We start from the raw sequence: 12,164 nt of genomic DNA, 5'->3' as shown, positions 1-12,164 counted from the left end.
AATAATAAACTATTAAAAAATAATGATATTCATCAGAAAAAAGCGACTCTCTACCTGCTGGAGGGCAAAATGCATCAATCTGTGAGGGAAATCATTAGGTTATGGGTAAGCGGCTTCCAAGAGTTCTTGGTAAAGCTGAGCTTGAGCCAACCCTTTACTTTCCCAGCTAAACTGGGTCTGAGCACGCTCTTGACCCGCCTGACTACAGCGTTGCCAAAGATCTGAATCTCCAGAAATTTGTACCATGGCAGCTGCTAAATCATCAATGACCTGTTGTGGAGTTTGTACAGAAATTTTGAAACCCGTTTCTTCCGTTACATGAATGGCTGGACCTCCTATGTTCAGACATATGACTGGGCACCCTGCAGCCATTGCTTCCAGACATACAAGACCACCAGACTCATGCAAACTCGGGTGGATCAATGCCAAGCATTCCCCTAACTTATTAAGAGTTTCTTCTCGAGAGAGTTGAGACCAGAATTTAACTTGGTGATCAATTTCAAGTGTTGCTGCTAGTTGTTGTAAATGTTGACGTTCAGGGCCATCACCAATAATCCAATATTCGGTATCTTCAGGTAAATTAGCTTGTGCAAAGGCCTGCAACCCCAAGTGAAACCCTTTCCAATGTAGTAAACGCCCAATACTGACAAATCGCGTTGTCCGCTTATGATTATTCGATTTGAGGTTTAATGTGGCAATTTCGCTTGTAGACAATCCTAATTGCGAATAAACCTCTACTTCAGAAGCACCGAGAGCCTTTAGCCGATCCACGGTATCTTGGGTGGTACCTCGGGCAAGGGAACTTCTTACAGCCGTCTGATGGACAAAAGGATCTACTTCTCCTAGTCGACGGGCAGAATCACGAAGGATTTCATAGATCTTTCCCCGAAGGCTGAAACTTTGCCAAAACTTATCAGGCGTGGTTTCTCCGCCACCTACCGGCCCCCAAATGAAAGGAGGGGGTAAGAAAGACAGAAAGCTTGGGGTTGAATATCGAACATAAGTCACATGGTGGACAATATCGAAATTGACTTCTTCATGTAATTTTTTGGCTACCCAGTAGGCTTTTAACTGCCAGAGATAATAGTGTAGGTGAACAATTCTGAGGTTTTGATTCAGCTTGGCTAGAACTTGCGATGGTTCACAATAGATAAAGTTGAGATCTGCAACAGGATGTTGACTGAGTTCAGTGTCTATAGGGACTTGATTATTTCCTCGAGTTAATACCCAAATACGATGGTACTTGGATAATTCAAGCACCAAATTCCAACCCACTCCAGGCTCAGATCCTTCATGGGGTCGGCAGGCATAAGCAGAAATCAACACATTCAAGCGTTGAGACATTAGCAGAAATCACCTTTATTGCAATGTGCCTTTAGCAACGCTAGCAAGGAATTCTGCTGCGGCTTCAGGAGTATATTGAGCCATGATTTGTGATGATCGTTCTCCCATACGCTGACTTAAGGATGGATCATCTACAAACTTCTTCATTACAGATGCAAACGCATTTGTATCATTGGGATCGAATATATAGCCATTATCATCATTTGCTACCAGCTCCGAGGCTCCAGCGAACTGGGAGCAAAGAATGGCCTTACCTACAGCCATGGATTCTAAGACAACCATCCCCCATGTGTCTTCCAAAGTCGGTAATACGAATATATCTGCATAATCAAAATAAGCCCCTAATTTCTGATAATCGACTTTTCCTATCCATTGGATGTAGTCTTCTAAGCTATGAGTGTGGCAATATTCCTCCAATTCTTGCCGCTGATCGCCATCTCCCACAATCATCACTGTAAAAGGCTGACACCCGGCTTGGACTAAAGCGTCACAAGCTTTGAGGAGTAAAGAAATCCCTTTGCGAACACTGACACTTCCAACAAATACAAAAATGGGTCGTTTAAACTCAAGATGACTTAAATCTTCCCCTGCCGAAGAGGCTTGGAGGGCATTGCCGGACGGCACCTCATAAGGATGTAAATGAACGAGCTCAGCAGACGCTGCGAGGAATTCTTCTAAATATTTCTTGCCAGCATGACTATTGGTAATACAGGCATCCGCTGCCTGGACCATCGCTTTGCGAATAGATAATCGAAGGCTCGAATTACGATAATCAACGCCTGGTGAACTGCCTTCATAGGCAATCACGACCCGCCATTTGCCGATGGGTTTAGACAAGAGTGCCAGGATAGTCCAAACGCCAAAGGAGTTGCAGAAGATAACGTCAGGCTTAAATTTTAGTAAGCGATTGACAATATTTAGGGGCATGACCGTGAAATTGTCGCCATAACTAGCCGTTGATTTTCGTAAGGCAACAACCTTTCGTTCACCGACAATGTCAACTTTGAAGGCATTTTCATATCCGGGTGCAAATCCTCTCCAATTTGCCACAAATGCCTGAGTATCAGGGTTTATATCTGAGAGGCTTTTGAGCATCGGATGCCAGTAGTCAGCTGCTGAAGTTAAAAGCCAAGCAATACGAAGATTTTTCATTTCAGGTATGGGGGTAGAGCAGTTCCAAACTCAAGACATCAACTAGTAAGGCGTATATGAGGTTTATTTGGGCTTCGTATTATTCATACATTTCAATCATGGCTCTTACTTTTTCAGATTACCCCCAAATGCAGAATGGATATTGTCAAGTTTGAGTTATGACATATTTGACAGAATTAACTGGCAGCGATGAATTTGTGCCAATACTATCTGTTGTTCGCTGATCTGCTCCAACATAAACATAAGATGCTCTGGGCGCAGGATAGTCCCATCATTACGGCAACTGCCAATATAGTTTATTTGAGTTGGATTAACTGAACCCAAATTCAAGGAGAAAAGGCGATCACGCAAATTGACCACTTTCTTTTTCCCAGATTTGGTCGTTTGCTCAAACAAAATTTCTTTTGCCTCCCAGATTTGATCGAGCCAGATTTGCCATTGCTCAGCATCGATGGATGAGTCATCGCTGGCTGTGACGGTTAGCAAATATTCAGCTTGCCCTACCGATTGAGTGGCAGAGGACGCTTTGAGATCAATGACTTCAGCTTTATAGATAGGGATGTCAGTAGGCAAAAACGTATCTAGCGTTTGTCGAAAGGTCTCAATATTGACGCATTCCGTTAGCTCAAAATCGACGATCTCACCTGAACTGGTGGCCCCTAACATCAAGGCGTTAGCTGGGGCAATTCGAGGACTGGGATGAAATCCTCCCGTGTAAGCGATAGGAATTTGAGCTCGCCGCACAATACGGTCCAATAGTCGCAGTAAATCAAGATGGCTAACCAATGCCATATCTCCTTGCTTACCGAACCAGACCCGAATGCGTTGAACACGATCTTGGTTGGGAACGAAGTTGCCGTCAAAAGCAGGAATCGGTTGAGGTGGAATAACGACGTTATGACCAAAATCAACGCTACAGACCCCGCAGTGAGAGCAACCCTCGAAGGAACAATCAGGGACAGTCGCTGCTTCTAAGGCTCGCTTAAGATCGTCTTGCAACCATTGTTTATCGATGCCTGTATCCAGATGGTCCCAAGGTAAGGACGTGTCTAAATTCTGGAGAGGTTGAGGAATATTCTGTGAAGAGGCTTCGTTGTTCAGAGATGAAAGATCAAATAGATTCCATTCTCCTTGTTCGACTTGGCGATATTTCCAGGTGAGATTCGCTTCTGCGATCGCATCGGTCCATGCCTCAAATGCCTGACCTAAATTCTCCCACCAGGAATCCATGCCAGCCCCGAGTTCCCAGGCTCGTTTAACCACCGGAGCCAAGCGACGATCGCCTCGGCCGACAAAATCTTCCATTGCCGAAATCCGCACATCCGTGAAGTTCACCTTCACCCCTTTTAGGCGTCTAAACTCAGCCCGTAGGAGATCTTGCTTGCGCTGAAATTCCTGGGTAGACACAGAATGCCACTGGAACGGGGTATGGGGTTTAGGGGTGAAATTAGAAATGGTGATGTTGAAGTTGAGACGTCGCTTGCCTTGGTCTTGGCATTCGCGGCGCAACCACCGAATCGTTTCGGCGATGCCTAAGACATCGACATCTGTCTCACCGGGTAAGCCAATCATGAAATAGAGTTTGACCTTGGTCCAGCCCTGCTCATGGGCAGTTTTAATCCCCCGCAACAGCTCTTCATTGGTCAAACCCTTATTAATGATGTCTCGCATCCGCTGGGTGCCTGCCTCGGGGGCAAAGGTGAGTCCCGTTTTACGAGTCCCGCCAATAATATTGGCAATATCTTCATCAAACCGATCCACCCGCTGACTTGGCAAAGACAGGGAGACATTTTCATCTTTCAGTCGATTCTTGATTTCCATCCCCACAGAGGGGAGGGCCAGATAATCTGAACAGCTCAGGGACAAGAGCGAAAACTCGTTATACCCCGTCTCCCGCATCCCCGTCTCAATGGCATCCACCACCTGTTCCGGTTCAACATCCCGAGCGGGGCGGGTCAGCATGCCTGGCTGGCAGAATCTACAGCCTCGGGTACAGCCCCGTCGCACTTCAATCGTCAGGCGATCATGGACGGTCTGGACGTAGGGGACCAAGCCAATAGAGTAGGCAGGCATGGGATCCGCCACCCGTCGCAATACTCGTTTGGGCACATCAGGACGGTTAGGATGAACTGCCCCATCGTCAGCCATATCGTAAAACTGAGGCACATAAACGCCGGGGATTTGGGCCAAGTCTAGCAAGACGGCTTGACGGCTTAACCCTTGAGCTTTGCCCTCTTCTAAAATTAAGCCGATTTCAGGGAGAAGCTCTTCGCCATCTCCCAAAGCCACGAAATCGAAGAAATCTGCATAGGGCTCGGGATTGGATGTGGCGGTCTGCCCCCCAGCAAAAATTAGTGGATAGGTGGCAATGTTCGCCTTACCCCAATCTGCCTGGTTGCGTTCTTGCCAAGTTAAGGGAATTTCGGCAAGATCTAGCATCTCTAGAATATTGGTAGCACCGAGTTCATAGCTGAGGCTAAAGCCCAAAATGTCATAGTCAGCCAGGGAGCGCTTGGTCTCAACGGCAAAGAGTGGCGTTTCGGTCTCTCGCAGTTTGGCGGCTAAATCCGCAGCCGGGAGATAGGCGCGATCGCACAATTGTCGCGGCTGGGCGTTCAAAATGTTGTAGAGAATAATATGCCCAAGGTTAGATGCCCCGACTTCGTACACTTCGGGGTAGGTCAATACCCACCGCACGGCAGCCGTATCCCAAGCCTTATGCACAGCACCTAACTCGTTACCTAGGTAACGAGCGGGCTTCATAATGTCAGGCGTAATTAGCGATTCAACAGCTACAGGCACAGGCAATCTCAAACTTCAATGTTAACCGTTCAAATCTACTATAACGAGGGACAACTCGAGTCAGAGATTAGCCGTCATATTTTTTCTCCTGTCAATTCAGGATGGCCCCTATATTGATAAAGTCAAATCAGTAGGTCAATCGAGCAGTTCAACCATGACAAATGCAACGCCAACTCCCGTTATCGTCACTGGAGCCGCTGGCAAAATGGGGCGGGAAGTGATCAAAGCCGTGGTTCAGGCGGATGATTTAAGACTCTACGCTGCCGTTGACCACAATCCTGAAGTGTTTAGTTTAGATGCGGGAGAACTGGTTGGCCTTGAAACTTTAAATATTGAACTGACCAACGAACTCGAACCGGTTTTGGCGGCAGCGGCTCAAGAAAAACAGCCCTGTGTCATGGTGGACTTTACCCATCCCAGCTCTGTTTACCGCAATATCAGATCTGCGATCGCATATGGTGTATTTCCCGTGATCGGCACCACCGGACTCAGTGATAAGCAGATGAACGATCTGATTGAATTTACTGAAAAAGCTAGTATGGGCTGTTTGGTTATTCCCAACTTCTCCATTGGCATGGTGCTGTTACAACAGGCAGCCGTTCAAGCTTCTCAATATTTTGACCATGTTGAAATTATTGAACTCCACCACAATCAAAAAGCAGATGCACCCAGTGGAACCGCCGTTAAAACTGCTCAGCTACTCGGTGACTTGGGTAAAACCTATAACCCCGCCCTCGTCGAAGAACAAGAGCATTTAGCAGGAGCTAGGGGCAGTTTAGGTAGCGAGAATATTCGAATTCATAGTATTCGGTTGCCTGGATTAATAGCTCATCAGGAAGTCCTATTTGGTGCCCCGGGTCAACTCTATACCCTGCGGCATGACACAAGCGATCGTGCTTGCTATATGCCCGGTGTTTTGCTCTCCATTCGCAAAGTTACCCAGTTACAAACTCTGATTTACGGCTTGGAGAAAATCCTGTAACTCACCTGAAAATTTAGCGATACCCGTAACACTATTGGGAAGGCCCTCTAGGCCGACAGAAGCTCAAATTGGGGCGAAAAAGTTTGTCTATGATTACCCTCTATGGCCTAATTTCTAACAGGCCAATATTGGCAAAGACTTGCATGCTTATTGGTGGCTTCTATGGAACATTAAGGTCGAGTATGTGAGTATAGTTAAAGACAACTTAACTGTTCTTAAAATATTCAACTCACATTATGTCAGCAGCAATTCAGTTTATCCGGGGCGTTGATGAAGAGGTCATCCCTGACGTACGGTTAACACGAGCTAAAGATGGTACTTCAGGCCGAGCTATTTTTTACTTCGAAAACCCAAATCTGATCCAAGAAGGGAAATTGGATGTCATGGGTATGTATTTGCTAGATGAGGAAGGAGAGTTATCCACTATAGACGTGAACGCAAAATTCGTAAATGGTAAACCTCACGCGATTGAAGCCAACTACGATATGAGATCTGAGGAAGAATGGAACCGATTCATGAGATTTATGAATCGTTATGCAGAATCCCACGGTCTAGGGTTTTCAAAAGCTTAGGTAGCAGTTATTACTCAACGAATCACCTTTCCGTCAAGTCACTTCGCTGTGCAACAGAATATATACATTCGAATAGGCCTTTGCACAGCGACTGTTGGGATTTTCTACCCATTTCTGGATTGCCTAATACTAAAGTTGCAGAACAGTCCTAGCTAATTCACTTCGTAGGATCTGCCTGAGCATGATTAGCCGATTCAGTCTTTATATTCTGCTTGGGCACTGCTACAGAATTTTGATTCTGCCCATTATGTGAATGAATGGATTGCTGCAGACTTCGGATCGCCTGCATATATTGAGGATCATTAAAAGTAGCCAGTTGACTTGGATCTGAGTAAAGAGTTTGCAATTGTTCCGGCGTGAGCTTCACAGGAATATCGGGAGTAATACCTGTATGGCTAATATCAGTCCCATTTGGGGTGAAATACTGCGACACCGTAATCGCGATTCCTGAGCCATCTGATAGTTTGTGGACAGATTGAACTAAAGCCTTCCCAAACGTTGACGTTCCAATCACTTTTGCTCGATGGTTATCTTGTAAAGCGCCTGTTAAAATTTCGCTAGAACTGGCAGAATCTCCATCAACCAAAACCACCAAGGGGCGCTTTGTCAGCGCAGTGGGATGTGCCCGAATATCATCTTGCTTGCCCTTCCGATCAATGGTGTGAACAATAAATCCTCGATTGAGCCACATTTCAGCAATCTCGATACTGGCATTAAGTAGTCCTCCCGGATTACCCCTTAAGTCGAGCACAAAGCCATCGACCTTTTGAGCCTCAAGTTCTTCGATCGCCGTTTTCATTTGCTCGGAGGCATGTGCACTAAACTCCAGCAAACGAATGTAGCCAACGCGATTATTCCCTTCCTGTTTGACTTTGGTATGTACCGTAGGGAGTTCAATCACATCTCGGGTAATATCCATGTCAAAGGGATCTTGCCCAGCTCTACTAATCCGTAGCTTGACCGCAGTATCAATCTCTCCTCGAATTAAGCTGGAAGCATCTTTGAGATCCATGACATCAGTATTGTTTCCATCAATGGCAACAATACGATCTCCAACCTTTAAGCCAGCCTTTAATGCAGGGGCGTTAGGCAAAAGCTTAATGATTGTAATTGCATTTGTAGTCTCATTCTGCTCTAACCGAATACCAATGCCAGACAACTGACCTGAAGTCTGTGTTGTTAGCGCCTTAAACTCTTGGGGAGACATGAACCGTGTATAGGGATCATCCAATACTGCTAAGGCTTTACGGAGCGCAGAATAGGCATGCTGCTTAGAGGCATACTGATCACTTAACAAAGTCTGACGTGTTGCCTGCCAATCCTTCTGATTAAACGTACCGTCAACATAGTAGCGGTTGACCAACTGCCAAGCTTCATCCAAGACGACCTTCGGACTATCTTCAAGGGTGGCTTGGGCTTCACTCGTTAAACAAGGTTGAAAAAAGGTGATGGCTGTTGCAGGAACTAAAACAACACTTTTCCAAATTCCATGGCTACGAGTCATCGAACGGAGCTTGAATAATTGATTCATATACCGAAGAAGAAAGAATGGTTACCGAGGTCAAGCGTTCAAAGGAACCTGCCATCTTTGCCAAAGCAAGAAAGTGGAAACTCACTGAACAGCTAAAGTGCTATTGATTTGAAGATTTTTAACCCCACAGCAATTGTCATTAGGATGGACAGAAAGAGCTAGAAACCATCACATCCTCTAAAAAATTCATAAACCCAGAATCAGGACGCCAGGAGCAGCCTTACCAGCGCCCAGAAGAGCGGGCTAGGCCTTTTAATCCTATCCTAGCGAGTCCTGCACAGAGAAGATGAGCCCGTCCTTTACCAAGCTGAACACTAAGGGTTGGGGAATCAAATTCTTCCTCACAAACCACACATCGGGGTTTATTGGAGCGTGTTAATCGAGATTGCTGAAAGAGCCGTTTACGCTTAGCTCGTCGTCTTGGTGCCATATAGGAACTGAGTATCCCCAGGTTATCGTTAGACTTACAGCTATTGTATTGGATCGATCTCAAAAAGGCTTCTTAAGTCCTATTGATCAGCAGATGAACAAAATTAAGTTCATAGCTTTTCGGCTCAACCTCTTGATTCCGCAAGAAGATGGACTGTAATGAATTTTGCATCGATGCTGATGCAATTATTGTTCCAATACTCAGTAATTTTACGGTCATAGGGTTAGTTGATGAGATGAAACATCACCATTATCTAGTCATTTTGAGCAGCTCGGCACCACTCATCCTAAATATGCGCTAGTGCTTGCCGTATCTACCTTTCCGTTACACTCTGCTTTACTTGTATCTTCAATTTAACTACTGGTTAAAGAATAAAAAAACACAAGAATCAGTGGTTATACGGTCGATGCTCCTCATCAGAAAGAAGATACTAGGAAGCATAGAAACTTTTCAAGTATCACTTTCTTAAGTATGTTTTCCAAAACTAGCCCAACAGTGGTGAATCACTTAGCATTTCTCAGGACAACCGATTTCCTACAAAATATTGAGAATGAGGCTTTCTTAGAATGTTTAGCGGCAGAAATGGAAGAGCAAACTTTTGAGGAGAATCAAGCCATCCTCCATAAAGGGGATCGAGAAAGACTGATTTTCTTCATCGTTGAAGGGAAAGTCAAAATTCACGTAGATGACATCAAGATGGCTGAGCTTTCACGAGGAGCCCATTTTGGGGATATCAACCTATTTGATAGCCAGCCAGCCTCTGCAACTGTCACTACAATTCAAGCCAGCCAGTGTTTGGTTTTACATCAATCTAAATTACAAGCTGCGTTACAAAAGCATTCGGAAAGTAAAGCCGACCTAATTGCAAGCCTCTATCAGCGACAGCAAAAAATTCAAACCTCAACCTTTCAACAAAATGCACTCCAAAGCTGGTGCACTAGAGTCCAAACCCCAAGTTGGGCATATTAAAAACTTGAGGTTTTAAACCCTGGTTTCTTCCTACAGAAATTGAAAATTGGAAGGGAGCAAACACTATTCAGCCAAGCTACTAAAAAACCTCAGCTGAGATTAATCGCTAGTCTACAAGAGATAAGACTGTCAGCTAACCTCAAACTAAAGGTTAATTATGCTTTATCTGTCCAGCTGAACATTGCTCGTAAATCCTTGCCAACTTCTTCAATCGCGTGTTCAGACTCACGTCGGCGCGTAGCTGTAAATCCTGCTTTGCCAGACATATTCTCTAGCACGAATTCCTTGGCAAACTGCCCCGTTTGAATTTCATGCAGAACTCGGCGCATTTCAGCTTTAGTTCTATCATCAACAATGCGAGGTCCGCGGGTGTAGTCTCCATACTCAGCCGTATTAGAGATGCTATCTCGCATCTTAGCTAGCCCGCCTTCCACAATTAGATCCACAATTAGCTTCACTTCATGCATACATTCGAAATAGGCCAATTCAGGCTGATATCCTGCTTCCACTAAGGTTTCAAAACCTGCCTTAATTAAGGCGGTCAACCCACCACACAGAACAGCTTGCTCTCCGAATAGATCTGTCTCTGTTTCTTCTCGGAATGTCGTTTCGAGAATACCTGCTCGGGTTCCCCCAATTCCTTTGGCATAGGCCATAGCTCGATCTCGTGCTTGACCCGTAGCATCTTGGTACACAGCGAACAAGCAGGGAACGCCTTGCCCTTGAGCATAAGTGCGTCGTACTAGGTGCCCAGGACCCTTTGGAGCTACCATAACGACATCAACATCCTTTGGAGGAACAACCTGGGCAAAATGGATGTTAAAACCATGGGCAAATGCCAACACCTTATCTGCACTCAAATGAGGTTGAATATCTTGGGTGTAGACGGTTCTCTGGACTTCATCAGGCAGCAAAATCATAATTAAGTCAGCAGCTTTTGCAGCGTCCGCAACTGACTTCACAGTTAGTCCAGCTTCCTGGGCTTTAGCTGTGGATTTGCTCCCTTCGTATAAACCCACAATGACCTGAACACCACTATCTTTTAGGTTTAAGGCATGGGCATGCCCTTGGGAGCCATAGCCAATGATGGCAACGGTTTTATTCGCCAATAAATCTAGATTGGCATCGGCATCGTAATACATGCGGGCCATAATGTTTTGCTTTCTCCTTAACAGCCAGGGGCTGTCTGCTGGCTTCTAATTCTACAATTGATTGCTGGTGAATCATACTACGAACAAGCAAACGAAGAACAACAAATTTCTAACACCGTTGCTCAAAAAAGTGTGTTGTTCAGCATAACAACCACTGCCTTTACTAAGCGAGGCAGTGGTTAAAAAGACTATTGGCCGATATCTTGGCTTTTGCAGTCGAGAAATGTATGTCCTAGCGAAAACGACGTTTACGACGAGTAGCAATGCGCTTACGCTTTTTCTTCTCTAAGGGGGTCTCAAAATGGCGTCGACGTTTTACATCTGCCAAAATCCCGGCCTTTGAGACTTGACGCTTAAATCGACGCAATGCAGATTCAATACCTTCGTCTTCACCTAAAACCACCTGAACCACTGCCTAACTTCTCCTTAGATTTTATTTCAGTTACAGTATGGGCCATCCTTTGTGAAGAAGTATTTCACTATAGGAATTCCAATCTATTCTACTGTTTTTTGGAAAAATCCAGCCATCCTTATCTTGTGAAAGCATACCCTCGCAAAGATAACGACATCACATTCCTATGATTTGTTGCTTACACAAAACAGAATTGAAATAGATAAGATTTTGAAGACTATTCTTGCAGGAGTTAAAGTTGTTATAACCTCTGCAATATCTCTACCAAGAAGGGTTGGGAGTACGAGGACGAGCTTTATTGACCTTCAACTGGCGCCCCATCCACTCAGCTCCATCCAAGGCTGCAATCGCAGCCTCTTCTTCTGAATCATTTTCCATATCCACAAATCCAAAACCGCGTTTCCGGCCTGTTTCCCGATCAGCGGGAAGGTGAACTTTCGCTACTTTGCCATATTCTGCAAAAACAGCAGACACGTCATCTTGGCTAGCTTCGTAGGATAAATTCCCAACGTAAATCGACATTAGTACATCTCCAAAGGGCGAGTAAATTAAGGGTAAAGCAGGAAATATCCTGTCTATTTTTGAATTAAAAGCGTAGCTTTACAGTCATAACCAACACAGCAGAGCTTATGCGCTTCTAGACCTAAAGGCCCCATTGCGGCATGATTAGGTCAGAATGCTATATCAATAAGTATCTGTCGTGATTGGACATGATGTTGCCCCAAGGATTGGTCGGAAAAGTTAGCATGGAACAATGGAATTAGATAATGTTGTTCTAACTCTATCGCTTTTACCGTATTTTTCCTAATGCTTACCCAC

At 45.1% G+C, this 12,164-nt stretch carries 11 protein-coding genes; 3 read left to right on the top strand and 8 right to left on the bottom strand.

Going from position 1 to position 12,164, the window contains the following annotated elements; translation table 11 throughout:
* Window positions 1-99: 99 nt before the first annotated feature.
* From HRE53_RS01845 to HRE53_RS01835, 3 genes are all read right to left on the bottom strand, one after another.
* Window positions 100-1,344: a glycosyltransferase family 4 protein gene (locus tag HRE53_RS01845; protein ID WP_235108854.1), complete on the bottom strand. Its 1,245-nt coding sequence runs from the start codon at window positions 1,342-1,344 to the stop codon at window positions 100-102.
* A 15-nt stretch (window positions 1,345-1,359) separates the two neighbouring features.
* Window positions 1,360-2,496, bottom strand: a complete 1,137-nt coding sequence (locus tag HRE53_RS01840; protein ID WP_235108853.1) for a glycosyltransferase family 4 protein — start codon at window positions 2,494-2,496, stop codon at window positions 1,360-1,362.
* A 156-nt stretch (window positions 2,497-2,652) separates the two neighbouring features.
* Entirely contained in the window at window positions 2,653-5,298 is a 2,646-nt protein-coding gene (locus HRE53_RS01835) for a TIGR03960 family B12-binding radical SAM protein (RefSeq protein ID WP_315876134.1), read from the bottom strand.
* A gap of 154 nt (window positions 5,299-5,452) precedes the next feature.
* On the opposite strand from HRE53_RS01835, the gene dapB reads away from it, so the two are divergent.
* Complete coding sequence (gene dapB / locus HRE53_RS01830; RefSeq protein WP_212661963.1) at window positions 5,453-6,280, top strand: 4-hydroxy-tetrahydrodipicolinate reductase; 828 nt, start codon at window positions 5,453-5,455, stop codon at window positions 6,278-6,280.
* A 236-nt stretch (window positions 6,281-6,516) separates the two neighbouring features.
* Window positions 6,517-6,852, top strand: a complete 336-nt coding sequence (gene psb28, locus HRE53_RS01825) for a photosystem II reaction center protein Psb28 (RefSeq protein ID WP_212661962.1) — start codon at window positions 6,517-6,519, stop codon at window positions 6,850-6,852.
* Between the two features lie 157 nt (window positions 6,853-7,009).
* Here the strand turns inward: psb28 and ctpB are convergent, their stop codons facing one another.
* Window positions 7,010-8,356, bottom strand: coding sequence for a carboxyl-terminal processing protease CtpB (ctpB, locus tag HRE53_RS01820; RefSeq protein WP_235108852.1), 1,347 nt, complete (start codon window positions 8,354-8,356; stop codon window positions 7,010-7,012).
* A 247-nt stretch (window positions 8,357-8,603) separates the two neighbouring features.
* Window positions 8,604-8,813, bottom strand: a complete 210-nt coding sequence (locus HRE53_RS01815; protein ID WP_212661960.1) for a hypothetical protein — start codon at window positions 8,811-8,813, stop codon at window positions 8,604-8,606.
* Window positions 8,814-9,284: 471 nt separating this feature from the next.
* On the opposite strand from HRE53_RS01815, the gene HRE53_RS01810 reads away from it, so the two are divergent.
* Window positions 9,285-9,782 (top strand): cyclic nucleotide-binding domain-containing protein, encoded by a 498-nt coding sequence (locus HRE53_RS01810; RefSeq protein WP_212661959.1) that lies wholly within the window; start codon window positions 9,285-9,287, stop codon window positions 9,780-9,782.
* 155 nt (window positions 9,783-9,937) lie between these two features.
* Here HRE53_RS01810 and ilvC read toward each other — a convergent pair whose 3' ends face one another.
* The 3 genes from ilvC to HRE53_RS01795 form a co-directional block, all read right to left on the bottom strand.
* The gene (gene ilvC, locus HRE53_RS01805; protein ID WP_212661958.1) at window positions 9,938-10,933 is read right to left on the bottom strand and encodes a ketol-acid reductoisomerase; all 996 of its coding nucleotides are present in this window, start codon (window positions 10,931-10,933) and stop codon (window positions 9,938-9,940) included.
* 232 nt (window positions 10,934-11,165) lie between these two features.
* Window positions 11,166-11,345: a 30S ribosomal protein S21 gene (rpsU, locus tag HRE53_RS01800; RefSeq protein ID WP_010476866.1), complete on the bottom strand. Its 180-nt coding sequence runs from the start codon at window positions 11,343-11,345 to the stop codon at window positions 11,166-11,168.
* Window positions 11,346-11,606: 261 nt separating this feature from the next.
* Window positions 11,607-11,867, bottom strand: a complete 261-nt coding sequence (locus HRE53_RS01795; protein ID WP_212661957.1) for an RNA-binding protein — start codon at window positions 11,865-11,867, stop codon at window positions 11,607-11,609.
* Window positions 11,868-12,164: the final 297 nt, after the last annotated feature.

It is taken from the genome of Acaryochloris sp. 'Moss Beach' (assembly GCF_021497025.1).
GTDB classification, from domain to species: Bacteria; Cyanobacteriota; Cyanobacteriia; order Thermosynechococcales; family Thermosynechococcaceae; genus Acaryochloris; species Acaryochloris marina_A.
The sequence above is the reverse complement of the archived record's forward strand: the minus strand, read 5'-3'. Positions and strand labels throughout refer to the sequence as shown.

Excerpts from the sequence above, each read along its gene's own strand:
- HRE53_RS01840 (WP_235108853.1), bottom strand. The coding sequence starts at position 2,496 with ATGAAAAATCTTCGTATTGCTTGGCTTTTAACTTCAGCAGCTGACTAC.
- ctpB (WP_235108852.1), bottom strand. The coding sequence starts at position 8,356 with ATGACTCGTAGCCATGGAATTTGGAAAAGTGTTGTTTTAGTTCCTGCA.
- HRE53_RS01795 (WP_212661957.1), bottom strand. The coding sequence starts at position 11,867 with ATGTCGATTTACGTTGGGAATTTATCCTACGAAGCTAGCCAAGATGAC.
- HRE53_RS01810 (WP_212661959.1), top strand. The coding sequence starts at position 9,285 with ATGTTTTCCAAAACTAGCCCAACAGTGGTGAATCACTTAGCATTTCTC.
- psb28 (WP_212661962.1), top strand. The coding sequence starts at position 6,517 with ATGTCAGCAGCAATTCAGTTTATCCGGGGCGTTGATGAAGAGGTCATC.
- dapB (WP_212661963.1), top strand. The coding sequence starts at position 5,453 with ATGACAAATGCAACGCCAACTCCCGTTATCGTCACTGGAGCCGCTGGC.
- HRE53_RS01845 (WP_235108854.1), bottom strand. The coding sequence starts at position 1,344 with ATGTCTCAACGCTTGAATGTGTTGATTTCTGCTTATGCCTGCCGACCC.
- HRE53_RS01815 (WP_212661960.1), bottom strand. The coding sequence starts at position 8,813 with ATGGCACCAAGACGACGAGCTAAGCGTAAACGGCTCTTTCAGCAATCT.
- ilvC (WP_212661958.1), bottom strand. The coding sequence starts at position 10,933 with ATGGCCCGCATGTATTACGATGCCGATGCCAATCTAGATTTATTGGCG.